This window comes from Candidatus Limousia pullorum (assembly GCF_057405065.1).
In genome coordinates this window covers 2,176,966-2,195,205 of record NZ_CM171614.1, presented here as the reverse complement: position 1 = coordinate 2,195,205, position 18,240 = coordinate 2,176,966, and the positions used below count along the sequence as shown (strand labels likewise).

General features: G+C 41.4%; 18 protein-coding genes. 17 read left to right on the top strand and 1 reads right to left on the bottom strand.

The window, feature by feature from the left end; translation table 11 throughout:
• Nucleotides 1-6: 6 nt before the first annotated feature.
• Nucleotides 7-1,026, bottom strand: a complete 1,020-nt coding sequence (locus CGICJO_RS10110) for a CPBP family intramembrane glutamic endopeptidase (RefSeq protein ID WP_486498769.1) — start codon at nucleotides 1,024-1,026, stop codon at nucleotides 7-9.
• Nucleotides 1,027-1,360: 334 nt separating this feature from the next.
• Between CGICJO_RS10110 and infC the strand changes: the two genes are divergently transcribed.
• The 17 genes from infC to rsfS all read left to right on the top strand — a co-directional run bounded on the left by infC (nucleotide 1,361) and on the right by rsfS (nucleotide 18,209).
• On the top strand, nucleotides 1,361-1,894 hold the full coding sequence (infC, locus tag CGICJO_RS10105) for a translation initiation factor IF-3 (RefSeq protein ID WP_486500020.1): 534 nt from the start codon (nucleotides 1,361-1,363) through the stop codon (nucleotides 1,892-1,894).
• A 27-nt stretch (nucleotides 1,895-1,921) separates the two neighbouring features.
• Nucleotides 1,922-2,119, top strand: a complete 198-nt coding sequence (rpmI, locus tag CGICJO_RS10100) for a 50S ribosomal protein L35 (protein ID WP_486498768.1) — start codon at nucleotides 1,922-1,924, stop codon at nucleotides 2,117-2,119.
• A gap of 66 nt (nucleotides 2,120-2,185) precedes the next feature.
• Nucleotides 2,186-2,536, top strand: coding sequence for a 50S ribosomal protein L20 (rplT, locus tag CGICJO_RS10095; RefSeq protein WP_087376595.1), 351 nt, complete (start codon nucleotides 2,186-2,188; stop codon nucleotides 2,534-2,536).
• A gap of 72 nt (nucleotides 2,537-2,608) precedes the next feature.
• A complete protein-coding gene (locus tag CGICJO_RS10090) occupies nucleotides 2,609-3,406 on the top strand; it encodes a TrmH family RNA methyltransferase (RefSeq protein WP_486498767.1) in 798 nt (265 codons plus the stop codon).
• Nucleotides 3,388-4,674, top strand: a complete 1,287-nt coding sequence (dprA, locus tag CGICJO_RS10085) for a DNA-processing protein DprA (RefSeq protein ID WP_486498766.1) — start codon at nucleotides 3,388-3,390, stop codon at nucleotides 4,672-4,674. Before CGICJO_RS10090 ends, dprA begins: the two co-directional genes overlap by 19 nt.
• Before the next feature lie 60 nt (nucleotides 4,675-4,734).
• A complete protein-coding gene (gene topA, locus CGICJO_RS10080; protein ID WP_486498765.1) occupies nucleotides 4,735-6,813 on the top strand; it encodes a type I DNA topoisomerase in 2,079 nt (692 codons plus the stop codon).
• 43 nt (nucleotides 6,814-6,856) lie between these two features.
• Nucleotides 6,857-8,212 carry a methylenetetrahydrofolate--tRNA-(uracil(54)-C(5))-methyltransferase (FADH(2)-oxidizing) TrmFO gene (trmFO, locus tag CGICJO_RS10075; RefSeq protein WP_486498764.1) on the top strand — a complete coding sequence of 452 codons (1,356 nt, stop codon included), beginning with the start codon at nucleotides 6,857-6,859 and terminating at the stop codon, nucleotides 8,210-8,212.
• A 49-nt stretch (nucleotides 8,213-8,261) separates the two neighbouring features.
• Complete coding sequence (plsX, locus tag CGICJO_RS10070; RefSeq protein ID WP_087376585.1) at nucleotides 8,262-9,254, top strand: phosphate acyltransferase PlsX; 993 nt, start codon at nucleotides 8,262-8,264, stop codon at nucleotides 9,252-9,254.
• Between the two features lie 21 nt (nucleotides 9,255-9,275).
• Nucleotides 9,276-9,953 (top strand): ribonuclease III, encoded by a 678-nt coding sequence (rnc, locus tag CGICJO_RS10065; protein ID WP_087376583.1) that lies wholly within the window; start codon nucleotides 9,276-9,278, stop codon nucleotides 9,951-9,953.
• Between the two features lie 19 nt (nucleotides 9,954-9,972).
• Nucleotides 9,973-11,025 (top strand): elongator complex protein 3, encoded by a 1,053-nt coding sequence (locus CGICJO_RS10060; protein WP_486498763.1) that lies wholly within the window; start codon nucleotides 9,973-9,975, stop codon nucleotides 11,023-11,025.
• A 33-nt stretch (nucleotides 11,026-11,058) separates the two neighbouring features.
• A complete protein-coding gene (gene smc, locus CGICJO_RS10055; protein WP_486498762.1) occupies nucleotides 11,059-14,640 on the top strand; it encodes a chromosome segregation protein SMC in 3,582 nt (1,193 codons plus the stop codon).
• Between the two features lie 33 nt (nucleotides 14,641-14,673).
• Complete coding sequence (gene ftsY / locus CGICJO_RS10050) at nucleotides 14,674-15,591, top strand: signal recognition particle-docking protein FtsY (protein WP_087376579.1); 918 nt, start codon at nucleotides 14,674-14,676, stop codon at nucleotides 15,589-15,591.
• A 26-nt stretch (nucleotides 15,592-15,617) separates the two neighbouring features.
• The gene (rdgB, locus tag CGICJO_RS10045; protein ID WP_486498761.1) at nucleotides 15,618-16,217 is read left to right on the top strand and encodes an RdgB/HAM1 family non-canonical purine NTP pyrophosphatase; all 600 of its coding nucleotides are present in this window, start codon (nucleotides 15,618-15,620) and stop codon (nucleotides 16,215-16,217) included.
• A 42-nt stretch (nucleotides 16,218-16,259) separates the two neighbouring features.
• Nucleotides 16,260-16,562 (top strand): ribosome assembly RNA-binding protein YhbY, encoded by a 303-nt coding sequence (gene yhbY, locus CGICJO_RS10040; RefSeq protein WP_087376577.1) that lies wholly within the window; start codon nucleotides 16,260-16,262, stop codon nucleotides 16,560-16,562.
• Between the two features lie 9 nt (nucleotides 16,563-16,571).
• Nucleotides 16,572-17,174, top strand: a complete 603-nt coding sequence (nadD, locus tag CGICJO_RS10035; protein ID WP_486498760.1) for a nicotinate-nucleotide adenylyltransferase — start codon at nucleotides 16,572-16,574, stop codon at nucleotides 17,172-17,174.
• Nucleotides 17,175-17,230: 56 nt separating this feature from the next.
• On the top strand, nucleotides 17,231-17,824 hold the full coding sequence (yqeK, locus tag CGICJO_RS10030; protein WP_242968257.1) for a bis(5'-nucleosyl)-tetraphosphatase (symmetrical) YqeK: 594 nt from the start codon (nucleotides 17,231-17,233) through the stop codon (nucleotides 17,822-17,824).
• Nucleotides 17,825-17,852: 28 nt separating this feature from the next.
• Entirely contained in the window at nucleotides 17,853-18,209 is a 357-nt protein-coding gene (gene rsfS / locus CGICJO_RS10025; RefSeq protein WP_087376573.1) for a ribosome silencing factor, read from the top strand.
• Nucleotides 18,210-18,240 lie beyond the last annotated feature (31 nt).

Below are 18,240 nucleotides of genomic sequence, written 5' to 3'. Positions count from 1 at the left end.
CACCTTTTAACTTAGAAAAGAATCGCTTATAGAAATCGCCAAAAGAAGTACTGTAAAAGCTATAATTCCGAAGCTTTGGAAAAAGTATCTATATTTTTCTTTTTCGGTTTGTATAAGACCTGAATAGGGAGTGCTTGTTCTTTTGCTGAACCTGAGAAGCTTTTCGTCATTTTTTGAAAGTCTGTAGACCGAATATATACCTAAAAGCAAAGCCGCCACTACCACTATTCCGTAAATTATTTCGGAATATGTATTTCCTATATATTTAGGAAGAGCGGAAAAAACACATGAGAATAAATTATTTGCAAAGTGTACAATCATAGCGGGAACTATTGAGCCTGTATAGATTGTGACATACCCAAATACAAGACCTCCCACAAAGGCAAAGGGCAGCTGAACAAAATTATGATGCATAAGACCGAAAAGCAGAGCGGAAGTGACCACCGCAAAGCTTTCGCCGTATTTTCTTAAAATTCCCAGAAGAACTCCTCTGAATAAAAATTCTTCTGTAAGTGCCGGGATAACCGCAACAGATAAAATGTATACGGAAAGATTAAGCCATGATTTTTCAAAGACTGATGAGGATTGATTAACGGGTATTCCTATTAAATCCATATTTCCTAAAAAGAGATTGGTAAGATAATTGCTAAGCATAAAAAATGCAAAGGAAGCTATAAGAATAAAAGCAAGTCCTTCTTTTTTAGCTCTTGAAAAGGATATTACGGAACTAATCTTCTCTTTGGAAATAGCGCAGCAGAAAAATCCGGCAGGTATAAAAGCCAATATAGATGCCATTGCGCTTACCAGATTTGAAAGGGCAAAGGAGTTTTGAGGGTTTTTAATGCCCACTGCTGTGCCTATAACAATACCGTATGATATGAGATATAGGATAACTATAGAGAGAAGCAGGGAAAATCCTATCTTTGAAAAATTATTTCTTAAAGAGCTTTTTTGCTCGGCTAAGTACATTTTATCAAAGTCATAGGGGTTTTTGTTATTTAAAGTTTTATTTCTTCCTGAAAACATTAAAAGCCTCCTTTTAGAGGTATTTTTATATTTTACTTTATATAATGAAGTATATCACCCGAAGAGCTTTTTTACAAGATATAGATTAAAGGTTTGTTTTTAAGAAAAATATAATAAAAGTGTTGACAAAAGAGTTTTTGTAGGGTATAATACCAAAAGAACAATAAAGCAAGGCAGTTACATGCTTTCACCTGTGGGGTTCCGTCTGCACGGGTCAATATTTTTAACATGATATTTCTGCGGCGTTGAGCCGTGTTTTTGTGTTGAGTTTATTGTGCGGGCGGAGTGTATTCTGTCCGCATTTTCTTATATTGTTACACAACTTTTTAAAGCTTTGGAGGTGCTTACAATTAGCAGTAAGGAAATTCAGATCAACGAAGAAATTACCGAAAAAGAGCTTAGAATAATCGGCTCAGACGGTACTCAGCTTGGTATTATGTCAGCGGCTCAGGCTCTTGAGCTTGCAGCAAAGAGCAATCTCGACCTTGTAAAGATTGCGCCACAGGCAAAACCACCGGTTTGCAAGATAATGGATTACGGTAAATATCGCTTTGAACAGGCAAAGAGAGAAAAGGAAGCAAGAAAAAATCAAAGAGTTATTGATGTTAAGGAAGTAAGACTTTCCTTGAATATAGATACCCATGATTTTAACACTAAGCTTAACAATGCTCTCAAGTTTATCAAAAAGGGCGATAAGGTAAAGGTTTCCATCAGATTCAGAGGAAGAGAGATGGGACACCCGGAAATCGGTCAGGCTACAATGGAGCGTTTTGCAAAGGCCTGCGAAGAAGCGGCTATTGTGGAAAAACCTGCAAAGCTTGAAGGCAGAAACATGCTGATGTTCCTTGCTCCAAAGCCTAACAAGTAATATAAAAAATCAGGGAGGATAAATTTTATGCCTAAGATTAAAACACACAGCGGCGCAAAAAAGCGCTTTAAACTTTCCAAAAACGGTAAGGTTATCCGTGCTCATGCAAATAAGAGCCACATTCTCAACAAGAAGACAAGAAAGCGCAAGAGAGGCCTTCGTCAGACTTGTGTAGCTGATAAGACAAATACAGCACAGGTTAAGCGTTTGATTCCTTACAAATAATTCAATCTGAATTTTTTGTAAGCTATTGTATTGATTTTTAATATAACTTTTCGGAGGTAAATATATATGGCACGTATAAAGGGTGCGATGATGACTCGCAAAAGAAGAAAAAAGACATTAAAGCTTGCTAAAGGTTACTGGGGTGCAAAAAGCAAGCACTTTAAAATGGCTAAACAGGCTGTAATGAAGTCAGGCAACTATGCATACATCGGCCGTAAGCATAGAAAGAGAGATTTCAGACGCCTTTGGATTACAAGAATTTCCGCAGCTTGCAAGCTCAACGGCACAAACTATTCAACATTTATGAACGGTCTTAAGAAAGCAAATATCGCTCTTAACCGCAAGATGCTGGCTGAGATTGCAATTTCAGATCCTGCTGCATTTGCAAATCTTGTAGAAAAAGCAAAAAATGCATAATTAAATGTATAAACTGCGTTTGGGAGTTCCTTCCAAACGCTTTTGCATTTCTTTGGGAAAGTGTAGGTATATATGGAGGCAATTATAAATTCTAAGGATAACCGTATGGTGAAATACGCTGCAAAGCTTCAAAAAAGCGCTTCTTTCAGACGCGAGGAAAATCTTTTCCCGGTTGAGGGCGCAAGGCTTTGCGAGGATGCTTTAAATTCAAAGGCGGAGATAAAATACTTTTTTTATTCGGAAACAGCTGATAAAAAATACCATACAATTATAAAAAAAATATCAGAAAAATGCCCCAATACATACAGGGTAAAAGAGAGCGTATTTCCTAAAATGTGCGACACTGTTACCCCTCAGGGAATGCTTTCTTTGGTTTCACCTCTTGACAAAAGCCGTGTATTTGATACAATAAAAAAGTATAACAAGCTGAAGTTTTTGGTACTTGAGTGCGTTCAGGACCCCGGAAACATGGGAACAATCCTCAGAACCGCCGACGCACTGGGAATTGACGGCATAATAATCAGCAGCAATTCCTGTGATGTTTTCAGCCCGAAAGTAATAAGAGGCACTATGGGGGCGGTTTTTAGACTTCCGATTTTTATAACTGATGATATATGCGGATATATAAAAAGGTTTAATGAAAACGGATGCTCCTATGCTACAGTTCCTTTAAACGCCGATAAAGCGGTGACAGAGATTGACTTTAAATCAGGCAACGTGATTGCGGCTATAGGCAACGAGGGAAACGGTCTTACGAAAGAGTGCATTGAGGCTTGTTCATGCAAAATTACAATTCCTATGACGGGAAATGCCGAGTCCCTTAATGCGGGAATAGCGGCAGGCATTGTTATGTGGGAGATGGTCAGGTAATCATGGTTTATAACAACGCTCGTTACTGGATATGGCTTACTTTGGCTTTGGGATATAAAACGCCTAAGGCCTTAAAGGTATGTGAATTTTCCTTTAGTATAGCTGAGTTCTACGAGTGCGGTGAAAACCATTGGAAGCTTTGTCCCGGAATAACTCCTGCTGATATTCAAAAGCTTAAAAGTACCACATTGAGCAGTGCGGATAAAATTATAAACAGATGCATGGAATTAGATATCGATATAATAACCTTTGATGATGAGAGATATCCCATGTGTCTTAAGAATATTTATGCGCCTCCCTGTGTTTTGTACGTAAAGGGAGAATTTCCCGATTTAGATAACAGGTTTACCGTTGGAATTGTGGGAACAAGAAATGCTTCAAAATACGGTCTGCGTGTGGCTTATGATGCGGCTTCAAATCTTACAAGAGCCGGCGCTCTGATAATAAGCGGCGGTGCTTTGGGAATAGATTCAGCAGGTCATCGTGGAGCTTTGGCGGCAGGCGGCGACACGGTTTGTGTTTTAGGCGCAGGAATTGATGTGAACTACATAAGTCAAAACGCAAAGATGAGGGAGTATATAACAACTCACGGCTGTCTTGTAACGGAGTATCCTCCGGGAACACAGCCGAAGCCCTATCATTTTCCTGCAAGAAACAGAATAATAGCGGCTTTTTCCGACGCTGTTTTAATTGTTGAGGCGGCAAGAAGAAGCGGAGCGCTGATAACCGCCAATCTTGCTCAGGAACAGGGAAAAGAAGTGTTTGCGGTGATGGGAAACATAAATGCGGCATATTCTGAGGGTACAAATGCCCTTATTAAGGATGGAGCATATCCGTACACCCATTACACGGATATTATCGACGCTTTCCCTAATGTTTACATAACACGTAAAAACGACGTGAGAGCCACTGAAACCGCTTTGGAGGCTATTCCGGTAAAGGGAACACTTCCGAAAAATGCGGGCAAAAGCAAAGTGGTGCCGGCTTCCCAAAAGACTGAAAATGTAAACGCAGTGAATAAAGAAATGGAAGCCAAAAAAGGGAATATTTCTGAAAACATGAGAAATACTCCAAATGGAAAAATTGAAAGTATAAGCAGTGAAGCGAGGCGTGTGTATGACGCTATTAAACAGGGCGAAACAGTATCCACGGATGACCTGTGCATACGGCTCGGTTTATTGCCTTATAAAATTCTGCCTTATATTACAGAACTTGAAATAGAAGGTCTTGTGATAAATACAGGGGCAAGAAACTACAGAAAAGCATAGCAATATGAAATCTGTATAATAGATATGACAGAAGTAATTTAAAAAGTACGGAGGAATGAAATGTCAAATCTTGTAATAGTGGAGTCACCGGCTAAGGCTAAAACAATACAAAAGTATCTTGGCAATGACTACGAAGTTATCGCATCTATGGGACACGTAAGGGATTTGCCTGCGGCTCGTCTCAGCGTTGATATAAAAAATAATTATGCTCCGAAATATGCGGTGATAAAGGGCAAGGAAAAGCTTGTGGAAGAGCTTAAAAAGGAAGCCGAAAAAAGCGATAAAGTATATCTGGCAACTGACCCTGACCGTGAGGGAGAAGCTATTTCATGGCATCTTGCATATCTTTTAAATCTCGACCTTAACAGCAAAAACAGGGTTGAGTTTACCGAAATCACAAAAACCGGAGTAAGCAACGGAATGGAACACCCAAGGTCTATAAATATCGACCTTGTAAACGCCCAGCAGGCGAGAAGAATTCTCGACAGACTTGTGGGTTACAAGCTGAGTCCCTTTATTTCTCAGAAGATAAGAAGAGGTCTTTCAGCAGGACGTGTTCAGTCTGTTGCAGTTAGAATTATCGTTGACAGAGAAAACGAAATAAGAGAATTTAAGCCTGAGGAATACTGGTCAATAGACGCAAAGTTTATTCCAAAGGGCAGCAGAAGAGTTTTCACAGCCGCTTTTTACGGCGACGAAAACGGAAAAATGAAGATTGAAAACGAAGAGCAGGCAAAGAAAATCCTTGCAGACTTGGAGGACGCAGAATATGTGGTTTCCAAGGTTAAAAACGGCACAAGGAAAAAATCTCCGGCTCCTCCTTTTATAACATCTACATTGCAGCAGGAGGCTTCCAGAAAGCTCGGATTCCAGTCAAAGAGAACCATGAAGGTGGCTCAGGAGCTTTACGAAGGCGTTGAGGTAGAGGGAATAGGCGCTATGGGTCTTATAACCTATATGAGAACCGACTCCCTGAGAATTTCAAACGACGCCATTACCGAGGTTTCAAAATACATTTCCGAAACCTACGGAGAAAAATATCTCCCTGCAAAGCCACGTGTGTTTAAATCACGTGCCAATGCTCAGGACGGACACGAAGCTATAAGACCTTCTGTACCTTCATTGACCCCTGACAGAGTAAAGGGCAGTCTTACTTTAGATCAGTATAAGCTCTATAAGCTTATCTGGGAAAGATTTACCGCTTGTCAGATGGCTGACTGTATCCAGAAGACTACACAGGCTGAAATTTCTGCAAAGAATTATATTTTCAAAGCTTCAGGATATAAGGTTGACTTTGACGGCTTTACTGTTCTGTATGTTGAAAGCAACGACAGCGCAGAGGAAAAGGAAAAAGAGCTTCCGGCACTGGAAAAGGATATGCCTTTAAAGCTTAAAGAGATTGTGCCGAACCAGCACTTTACTCAGCCGCCAGCAAGATATACGGAAGCTTCCCTTATCAAGGCTTTGGAGGAATACGGTATAGGCAGACCGTCCACATATGCGGCTACAATTACCACAATAACAAGCCGTGAGTATGTAAAGCGTGACGGAAAAACACTTATACCTACAGAACTGGGAGAGGTTTCAACTCAGCTTATGAGAGAGCGTTTCCCGAAAATTGTAAACGTAAAGTTTACAGCTCAGATGGAAAAAGAGCTTGATACAGTTGAAAAGGGTGAAACCCAGTGGGTTCAGCTTTTGGACGACTTCTATCAGGATTTCGATAAAACACTTAAAAAGGCAAAAGAGGACATGGAGGGCGTAAAGCTCCACCTTAAAGAGGACGAAACAGACCTTATCTGCGAGTACTGCGGAAGACAGATGGTTGTAAAATTCGGCCGTTACGGTAAGTTTATTGCCTGCCCGGGATATCCGGAGTGCAAAAACATTAAGAAATTCGTTCAGGATATAGGAGTTGCCTGCCCTAAGTGCGGAGGAAAGGTAATTGTGAGAAAAACCAAAAAGGGCAAACCTTTCTACGGCTGTGAAAATTATCCGGAATGTGATTTTGTTTCATGGACTGAGCCTACAAACGAAAAATGTCCGAAATGCGGCAAGACTTTGTACAAGAAAAAGGGAAAGAAACCTACCCTTTACTGTGCTGAGGAAGGCTGCGGATATTCAAGACCTTTTGAATAATAAGATTTTAACAATGCCCTTTGTGGCTGAATGGTTGTGACTTATGCATATAAATGTAATCGGTGCCGGACTTGCCGGCTGTGAAGCGGCTTTCCAGTCCGCACAGAGAGGTTTAAAGGTTTATCTTTATGAGATGAAGCCCCAAAAGAAAACTCACGCTCATAAAAGCGATATGTTTTCGGAGCTTGTCTGCTCCAACTCATTAAAGGCGGACAGAGTGGAGAGCGCCGCAGGTATGCTCAAAGAGGAAATGCGTGTTATGAATTCCCTTTTGATGGAGTGTGCCGACCAGTGCCGTGTTCCGGCGGGAGGTGCTTTGGCGGTTGACCGTGACAAATTTTCCGCAATGGTGACAGACAGAATAAGAAATCATCCCAACATACAGGTGATTGAAAAGGAAGTCTTAAACCTTGATGAATTTATACAGGATAAAGACGGAATAACCGTAATAGCTTCAGGCCCTTTGACCTCTGAAAGTCTTTCGAAAAGTATTCAGGAAAAATTCGGCGGCGCACTTTCATTTTTTGATGCGGCGGCTCCCATAGTTTCTGCGGAAAGTATAGATATGGAACACGCCTTTACCGCTTCAAGATACGGAAAGGGCGATGGGGACGACTATATAAACTGTCCGATGAATAAAGAGGAATACGAGAATTTTCACCGTGAGCTTGTAAACGCCGAAAGAGCGCCTCTTCACGACTTTGATGTGAATAATCCTAAGGTGTACGAGGGCTGTATGCCAATAGAGATAATGGCGCAAAGGGGCGAGGACACAATAAGATTCGGCCCTATGAAGCCTGTTGGTTTGAGGGACCCGAAAACAGGTCATCGTCCATGGGCGGTTTTGCAGCTTCGAAAGGAAAATGCTCTGGGCAGTATGTATAACCTTGTGGGATTTCAGACAAATTTGAAATTTCCGGAGCAGAAAAGGGTTTTCGGTTTAATTCCTGCCCTTAAAAATGCTGAGTATTACAGGTATGGCGTGATGCACAGAAATACATTTTTAAACTCTCCGAAAATTTTAAATTCCGATTACAGCGCAAGGGAATACCCAAACCTGTTTTTTGCAGGTCAGATGACCGGAGTTGAGGGCTATATGGAGTCCGCAAGCTCGGGACTTTTGGCGGGAATGAATGCCGCAAGAAGAGCTTTGGGAATGGAAACTCTCACAATGCCGGAAACCTCTATGACCGGCGCACTGAGCAGATATATAAGCTGTCCTGAGGTTGAAAAGTTCCAGCCTATGGGTGCAAACCTTGGAGTGCTTCCTCCTCTTGAAAACCGTCCCAGAGATAAAAAGGAAAGAGCGGCGGCCTATGCCTACAGAGGACTTGAGGATATAGAGAAATTTTTAAGTTTGTCCGGTGAGAATTTTAAGCCGGCAAATATTCAAAAATAAACATGATTAGGGAAAAAGAACATATATAACAGAATTGAGGTGCAGCATAATGAAAATTATCGTAGACGCATTCGGCGGAGATAACGCCCCTTTGGAAATCATTAAAGGCTCCTGCGAGGCAAAGGCGGAGTACAATGTTGATATCGTTTTTACCGGAAACCGTAACATAATAGAAAAGGTGGCAAAGGAAAACAATATCGACATAAGCGGTATTGAAATTATACATACCGAAGATGTGATTTCTATGCACGACACAGGCTCTGAGATTATGAAGTCAAAGAGTAACAGCTCAATGGCAGTAGGACTTAAGGCTGTTGCCGAGGGCAAGGGCGACGCTTTTGTTTCAGCAGGAAACAGTGGTGCACTCTGCGTAGGCGCAACACTTCTTGTAAAGAGAATAAAGGGCATTAAAAGACCGGGCTTTGCTCCTGTTATCCCCACAATGGAGGGATGCCTTATTCTTGCAGACGGCGGAGCTAATGTGGATTGCAGACCGGAAATGCTTCAGCAGTTCGGTATTATGGGTTCTGCCTACATGAACAAGGTTTATAATCTTGAAAAGCCGAGAGTTGCCCTTGCCAATGTTGGCGAAGAGGAGTGCAAAGGCGGAGAGCTTCAGCTCCAGGCTTATCAGCTTATGAAAAACAGTCCGATAAATTTTATAGGCAATATTGAGGGCAGAGATATTCCAATGGGCGGCTGTGACGTGCTCGTGTGCGACGGCTTTACCGGAAATCTCATTTTAAAAACCTATGAAGGCGTTGCGATGGCTCTTATGAAGAAAATTAAGGGCATTTTCACAAAGGGTATTAAGAATAAACTTGCTGCCGCAATGGTGCTTTCCGATATGAAAGAGATGAAAAAAGAGTTTGACTACAACGAATACGGCGGCGCACCTATTTTAGGATGCTCAAAGCCGGTTTTCAAAGCTCACGGAAGCTCCAATGCTAAGACATTTAAAAATGCCATAAGACTTACAAAACAGTATGTTGAGGGCGACGTTATCGGAGCTATTGCAAAGTCTTTGGAGAGCATGAAATAATAAAAGATAAGCGGTGTAAACATGGAAGAGTTTCAGAAGATTATAGGATATGAATTTAAAAACAAAGAGCTTTTAACTGAGGCTCTGACACATTCATCCTATGCCAATGAACACAAAAATAAAAAAATCAAATGCAATGAAAGGCTTGAGTTTCTGGGAGACGCAGTGCTTTCTATAGTTGTTTCCGACTATATTTTTAAAAACTGTCCTCATCTTCCGGAGGGAGAGCTTACAAAGCTGAGGGCTTCACTTGTATGTGAAAAAAGCCTGTTTCAGTTTGCTAAAAAGATAAATCTGGGAAATTACCTTATTTTGAGCAAGGGCGAGAAGAACAGCCACGGCGACGAAAGACCGTCTATTCTCTCCGACGCCTTTGAAGCGGTGATTGCCGCTATTTATCTTGACGGCGGAATTGAACATGCGAGAAAGCATATTTTAAGATTTGTAGAGCCTGAAATTTTAAATCACAAGCCAAAGGCTTTTAAGGATTATAAAACCACATTGCAGGAAATAGTTCAGAAAAACCCGGGAGAGCTTTTGCAGTACTGTTTGGTTGATGAAAGCGGCCCTGACCACAACAAGCATTTTGTGGTTGAGGTTCATTTAAACAGCAACGTAATCGGCAAGGGCGGCGGAAAGAGCAAAAAGGAAGCCGAACAGCAGGCGGCTCGCCAAGCTCTTGAGCTTATGGGTTATTGATAAAAAGGAGGACGAAAGTTTGTCAGACAAAAATAAAAGGTCAAACGTGGCTGTTTTTGTACCGCACAACGGTTGTCCTCATATGTGCAGTTTTTGCGATCAGAGAAGTATAACAGGGCAGCAGTACCAGCCTACGCCTCAGGATGTTAAAGACGCTGCCCTTACGGCTTTAAAAACCATGGGAGAGTTTTCAAAGGACTCGGAAATCGCCTTTTTCGGCGGCAGCTTTACGGCGATAGACAGGGATTACATGGTATCCCTGCTTAAAGCCGCCTATGAGTTTCACGATGTTTTTAAGGGTGTGCGAATTTCCACACGGCCTGACTGTATAGACGAGGAAGTTCTCGATTTACTTAAAAGCTACAATGTTACGGCTATAGAGCTTGGCGCCCAGAGCATGGATGACCAGGTGCTTTCTGCCAATAACAGGGGGCACAGTGCAGAACAGGTGGAAAAGGCTTCAAAGCTTATAAAAGAAAAGGGTTTTTCTCTTGGTCTTCAGATGATGACGGGACTTTATAAAAGTACCTTGGAAAAGGATATGGAAACCGCTTTAAAGATTGCCGCTTTACAGCCTGATACAGTGAGAATTTACCCCACTGTAATAATGAAGAATACGGCTCTCGGCGACCTTTACCTGGGCGGTGAATATAAGCCCTATAGCTTTGAAGATACAGTGAAGCTTTGTTCAGATATGCTCAAGCTTTTTATGGAAAGAAACATAAAGGTGATAAGACTGGGGCTTCATTACAGCGAAGAGCTTTTAAGGGACAGACTTGCAGGAGCCTACCACCCGGCATTCAGAGAAATATGCGAAAGCAGATGTTTTCTTGAAAATATTAAAGCGGCCTTTGACGGAAGAGAAAATTTAGATATAAGAACACTTCCCGACGGGAAAACCTTTATCAAGAGAAAAAAAGTGCTGATAAATGTTGCGAAAGGCTCGGTTTCAAAAGCTGTGGGACAGTCGGGCGCAAACAAAAAATATATCTTTGAAAAGGGATATATACCTGTTTTTAAGGAAGATGAAAACCTTAAAGACTTTGATGTGAAAATTCAGATACTTGAATGACTATAAAATAACCTTTTGTTATGGGGTGTATGAATGTTACTGAAATCACTTGAAATACAGGGATTTAAAACTTTTCCCGATAAAACAAAGCTTACCTTTGACAAGGGCATTACCGCCGTTGTAGGCCCTAACGGTTCGGGAAAAAGCAATATAAGCGACGCTATAAGATGGGTGCTTGGAGAGCAGTCTCCGAAAAGCCTTCGATGTTCCAAAATGGAGGATGTCGTTTTCAACGGAACCGACGGAAGAAAGCGACAGGGTTTTGCGGAGGTCACTCTCACTATAGATAATACGGACAGACTTCTTCCCTTTGACGGTGACGAAGTGGCTGTCACAAGAAGATATTACAGAAGCGGCGACAGCGACTATCTTATAAACAAAAGTGCCGTAAGACTTAAAGATATACACGAACTATTTATGGATACCGGACTTGGAAGAGACGGTTATTCCATGATAGGTCAGGGAAAAATTGACAGCATAGTTGCCTCAAAAAGTGAGGACAGACGTGAAATCTTTGAAGAGGCGGCAGGTATTTCACGTTACAGATACAGAAAGCTTGAGGCTGAAAGAAAGCTTGCTTCTGCCGAGGAAAACCTTGTAAGACTTCGTGATATTGTGGCTGAGCTTGAAGGAAGAGTAGGGCCTTTGAAGGTGCAGGCTGAAAAAGCGGAGAAGTTTTTGGAATATTCCGAGGAGAAAAAAGGTCTTGAAATCGCTTTGTGGTTGGAAACACTCAATAAATCCTCAGCTATTTTAAAGGAGCAGGAGGACAAAATAACTGTTGCCAAGGCACAGCACGATGACGCCGAAAAAATTCTGGAAGAGATAGCAAGAGAAACAGAAAAGCTCTACTTTGAAAACGGAGAGATTTCCTCAAAGATTGAGGAGCAGAGAAGTATGAACGCTGAATACTCTGCCCTTTGTTCTTCAAAAAGGGGAGAAATCTCGGTTGCACAAAACGATATTATCCGTGACAGGGAAAATATAGAAAGACTTGAGAAAGATATTGCTCAGACGGAGATAACCTCAGAGGATTCTCAGAAAACGGCTCAGGAAAAAACAGAGATTTTGAAAGAGGTTGAAAAGACACTTTCAAATCTTAAAGCAAAATATGACGAGACCTCAGAAAAGCTCAATGCTAAAACCGCCGATACATGGAATCAAAGCGAAAAAATTCAGAAGCTTACATCTGAAATCACACAGATAAACTTTAAGCTTGCCGATGTTCGTGCAGCCTGCCTTGCTGCTCAGTCTGCGGCTGAGGATTACAGAGAGAGAATAAAAAGAGCTGAGGAGTCCGGCGAGGAAAGACAGAAAAAGTACGAGGAAATAAAAAAATCCGCCGAGGAATATACTGCGGTGGTTGAAAAGTATAAAAATCAGGGAATTGCCCTTGAAAATGTACTTAAAGGACTTGAAATAAAACTCCAAAACCAAAAGGCAAAACGTGACCAGACAAAAGCAGAGTCTGATAAACTTATTCTCGATACAGGAGAGATTTTCAGAAGAGTTAAAATTCTTGAGGACTTGGAAAGAAACCTTGAGGGTTTTTCCCAGAGCGTAAAGGCGGTTATGAAAAATTCAGCCGCAGGACTTTTGGGAGGAATACACGGACCTGTATCAAGAGTTATAACAGTTCCCAATGAATATACAGTGGCTATGGAAATAGCTCTTGGCGGAGCTATGCAGAACATTGTCACAGGTACGGAAGAGGATGCAAAAAAGGCTATTGAGCTTTTGAAGCAAAAGGACGCCGGACGTGCAACTTTCCTGCCGATATCCACGATAAAAGGAAAGCAGCTTAATGAACAGGGACTTGAGAATTGTTTCGGTTACATAGGAGTTGCCAGCGAGCTTTGTTCCTGCAAAGATGTGTATAAGGGAATACTTGACAACTTGCTGGGTAGAATTGTTGTGGCTCAGGATATAAACTGCGCCGTTTCCATTGCGAAAAAATACGGCTATAGATTTAAAATAGTTACTCTTGACGGACAGGTTGTAAACGCCGGCGGTTCTCTTACCGGTGGTTCCCTTGCAAAGAAATCAGGACTTTTGAGCCGTGCTACAGAGATTGAAAGACTCAAGCGCACAGGGACAAAAATGCAGGAGAAGTCCGACAAGCTTAAAGAGGAATATAGACAGTCAGAGGAAAATCTGGGAAAATGCGAACAGGAAATAGAAGAAAAGAGAAATCTTTTGAGAGAAACCCAGCGCAGATACATTCAGGCAGAGGGTGAGTACAAAGCCTGCGTCGGTGAATACAAAAACCTTGAAGCGATTATTTCGGAAAATAACACTCAGATTGAAGAGACAAAACGTCATCTTGACGAAAGCATAAAAACCGCTGAAAGCTCTTCGAAACTTCAAAAGGAAGCGGAGGAGGAAATAGCGGAAAAAGAAAAGATTTTGCAGAGCCTTACAGGAAAACGTGACGACCTTTCAAGAGAAAGGGAGATACTTTCAACAGAACTGCAAAACATAAGACTTGAAACCGTAAAAACAGAAAAGGATATTGAGTCCTTGAAATATGAAATCGCTGTTATGAGTGAGGCGGCTTCCGACCAGAAAAAGAGAAAACAAATGCTTTTAAATGAAATCGAAGCCATAAAACAGCGCTCAATGGGTTCAAACCACAGAATAGAAGCCATTGAAAAGGAAATCGCTTTGCTTGAAACAAGAATTTCCGAAGGCGAAGCAAACATAAAAGAGTTTAACCGCCAGCGTGAGGAAAAAGAACAGCTTACAGTTGAGCTTAGACAGAAAGAGCGTGACAAAACCTCTGAAAGGGAAATTTCAGGACGTGAGCTTGCCCGTCTCGAGGAAAGAAAACTCAATCTTCAAAAGCAGTACGATGATATAATATCAAAGCTTTGGGAGGATTATGAGCTTACAAAGAGAGAAGCTGAAAGCGTTGCAAAGCCTATTGAGAATATCCCTCAGGCTCAGAAGCGTTTAAACGAGCTTAAACAGAAAATTAAATCTCTGGGAAGCATAAACGTTGGAGCTATTGAGGAATACAAAGAGGTTTCCGAAAGATACGAGTTTATGACCACTCAGGTTTCAGATGTTGAAAAGTCCAAAAAAGAGATTGAAACCTTGATAAACGGACTTACAAAACAGATGAAGGAACTGTTTGAAGTAAACTTTAAGAAGATAAGCGAAAACTTTACCGCAACCTTTAAGGAGCTTTTCGGAGGAGGTACGGCATCACTGTCACTTTCAGAGCCTGATAATGTTCTTACCAGCGGAATAGATATTATAGTTCATCCGCCGGGCAAAATTGTGGTTCACCTTGAGGCTTTGTCCGGAGGCGAAAAAGCTTTGGTGGCTATCGCTTTGTACTTTGCGATTATGAAAGTTCGTCCGGCACCGTTTTGCGTTATGGACGAGATTGAGGCGGCTTTGGACGATGTAAATGTTGAAAGATTTGCAAAGTACATGAACAGAATTACAGATAAAACACAGTTTATACTCATTACCCACAGACGTGGAACAATGGAAGAGGCCGATGTGCTTTACGGTGTAACTATGCAGGATGAGGGTATTTCCAAGCTTTTGGAACTGAGAACAGCAGAAGCTGCTCAAAAGCTTGGAATAGATACAAGCAGAGCCTGAGTATATTAAATAAAATCTACAGGGGATGATTACATGGGATTTTTCAGTAAAATTAAAGAAGGTTTGAAAAAAACAAGGGATAATGTTGTAGGTCAGATTGATTCAATGCTTAAATCCTTTACAAAAATAGACGACGAGCTTTTTGAAGAGCTTGAGGAGCTTTTGGTTATGGGAGATGTAGGAATGTCAACAGCTTCCAAAATCTGCGACCAGCTTAAAGAAAAGGTTAAAAAAGACGGTATCACCGACCCTAAGGTTATTCGCTGGATGCTTGAGGATATAACAGCCGAAATGCTTGCAGGAGGCGAGGAGCTTGTTCTCAATACAAAGCCGTCAATTATTCTTGTGATAGGCGTAAACGGAGTTGGAAAAACCACAACAATAGGCAAGCTTGCAAACAACTTTGTCAAGGACGGAAAAAAGGTTATCCTTGCAGCGGCTGATACGTTCAGAGCTGCGGCTATAGAACAGCTTGAAATCTGGGCTGACAGAAGCGGCGCAAGCATTGTAAAGCAGAAAGAGGGAAGCGACCCGGCAGCTGTTGTATTTGACGCTATAGCTGCGGCAAAGGCGAGAGATGCGGATATTATTATCTGTGACACAGCCGGCAGACTTCACAATAAAAAACACCTTATGGATGAGCTTGCAAAGATAAGCCGTGTTATAGACAGAGAGCTTCCGGGAGCAGACAAGGAATTTTTGCTGGTTTTGGACGCAACTACAGGCCAAAACGCTGTAGTACAGGCAAACGAATTCAGAAATGCCACAGGTATCACCGGTATAGTTCTGACAAAGCTTGACGGAACCGCAAAGGGCGGTGTTGTGCTTGCTATTAAGGACGGTCTTGGTATACCTGTCAAATATGTGGGCGTAGGCGAGCAGATAGACGACTTGCAGCCATTTGACCCACAGGGCTTTGCAGAAGCATTGTTTGCACAGGATAAGAAATGATTTTTCCGAGAGGAGAAAGAGAAAATATGAAAAAATTTATTATTGCCACCAACAATGCCAAAAAGCTTGTTGAGCTTGACAGAATATTAAACCCATTGGGAATAAATGCCGTAACTGCAAGGGATGCAGGTGTTGATTTGGGCGATGTTGAGGAAACAGGAACAACCTTTGAGGAAAACGCCCTTATCAAGGCTATGTCAGCCTTTGAAAAAAGCGGACTTCCGGCTATTGCCGACGACAGTGGACTTATGGTTGACGCCCTCGATGGACGTCCGGGAGTTTACACCGCCCGTTACGGCGGAGAGGGACTTTCCGACAAAGAGAGATATATGCATCTTTTGGATGAAATGAAAGATATTCCAAAGGATGAGAGAACCGCCAGATTTGTAAGCGCAATTTGCTGTGTGCTTTCAAAGGATGAGGTTATCACAGTACGTGGTGAATGTGTGGGAGAAATCGCTTTTGAACCGTCAGGGGAAGGCGGTTTCGGATATGACCCGATTTTCCTTTATGAAGGCAAATCCTTTGCTCTTCTCACACCTGAGGAAAAGGACAGCATAAGCCACAGAGGAAAAGCTCTGAGACTTTTAAGGGAAGAGCTTTTGAAAAAGAACATAGACGGTTAAACCGTTTGAATTTTATAAATAAAACAAGGAGTGTTATATATAGTGTTGACAAGCAAACAGAGAGCATATCTCAGAGGTCTTGCAAGCAAGGAAGATACAATTTTGATGCTGGGTAAGGGCGGAATGAGCGACCAGATTATAAAGCAGGCTGATGATGCAATAAAAGCCAGAGAGCTTATTAAGGGTAAGGTTTTGGAAACCTGCGAGCTTACACCAAGAGAAGCAGCTGAAGAAATTGCGGAGAAAATTTCTGCCGATGTGGTTCAGGTTATCGGAACAAAATTTGTGCTCTACAGAAGAAACAATGACGAGCCGAAAATCGAGCTTCCTAAGGCTAAGAAATAAGGTTTTAAAATGAGTAAAAAAATTGCAATGCTGGGCGGTACTTTTAATCCAATTCATAACGCCCACGTAAAACTTGCCCTTGAGTTTATAGACAGAATGAAACTTGACAAAGTGCTTATGGTTCCTACGGCAATTCCTCCCCACAAGGAAATAAAGGACTTTGTGCCGGCAGAGGAAAGATTTTATATGACAAAGCTTGTGTGCGATATGTACGATAAGCTTGAACCCTGCGGCCTTGAGATGGAGAGAAAAGGAAAAAGCTATACAGTTGATACATTGAAAAGCATAAAAGAATTGTATCCCGACGCAGAGCTTTACCTGATTGTGGGCGCCGATATGTTTTTGTCATTGGAAACATGGAGAAATCCTCAGGAAATATTTAAAATGGCAAAGATACTTTCCGCACCCAGAGAGGACAGCGATTATGAGCCTATGAAAGAGCATCAAAAGGTGCTTAAAGAGCTGGGCGCTGACACTTTTGTCCTTGAAAAATCGATTTTCACTGTGTCCTCAACGGAAATAAGGGAAAAAATTAAAGGCGGAGAAGATGTTTCAAGCCTTATTCCTGAAAAAATTTATTCATATATAAAGGAAAAAGGTCTTTACCTTTGAATAAATAAATGATAAAATAATAGGTGATTTTATTTTTGATTTCGGGGGTATGTATTGTGTTGACGGCTGATGAGTATAAAGCTATGTTAAAAAAGTCTTTGTCCACAAGAAGATTTACCCATTGCGTAAATGTTTCAAAGGAAGCTGTAAAGCTTGCAAAGATTTACGGAGCAGACAAGGACAAAGCGAAAATTGCGGGACTTTTGCACGATGTTACAAAGGAAATGCCTTTTGAGAAACAGCTTGTTATTATGCATAACGGCGGACTTGCTCTTACAGAGGACGAGCTTATCTCAACAAAATTGTGGCATGCAATGTCCGGCGCAATTTATGTCAGAGATATTCTTCTTATTGACGACGAAGATATTTACAATGCAATAAGATATCATACAACAGGCAGAGCAGGAATGTCTTTGCTGGAAAAAATTATCTTTACCGCCGACTTTACAAGCGCCGAGCGTTCATATAACGGTGTAGAGGTTATGAGGGAAAAATCATACAAAAACCTTGACGATGCGGTTTTGTACGGGGTTTCCTTTACAATAAGCGATATTTCCAAGAAATGTCAGCCCCTTCATCCGGACGCTTTGAAGCTGTACAACGAAATTGTATATTCAAAATACAAAAAGGAAATCAAATCAAACAAATAATCAGAAGAAAACTGACAGGAGTGATTAAGTGAATACACGTGAACAGGCTCTGGAAATCGTAAAGATCCTTGATTCAAAAAAAGGACTTGATATAAAGCTTATAAATATTTCAGACGTGTCCAGTCTTGCCGACTATATGGTAATTGCCACAGGTACAAGCAGTACCCACGTTAAAGCTCTTGCCGAAGAGGTAGAGTATAAAATGGACGAAATGGGAATTTCCGTAAGTCACATTGAGGGACACCGTTCAAATACATGGATTTTACTTGACTATGTTGATATTATCGTTCATGTTTTTTCCGACGAAGCCAGAGAGTATTACAGCCTTGAAAGACTGTGGCAGGACGGTAAAATGGAGGACATTTCCGATTATCTTATCGACTGATTTTATAGGTGAATATTTTCACGGTTTTATT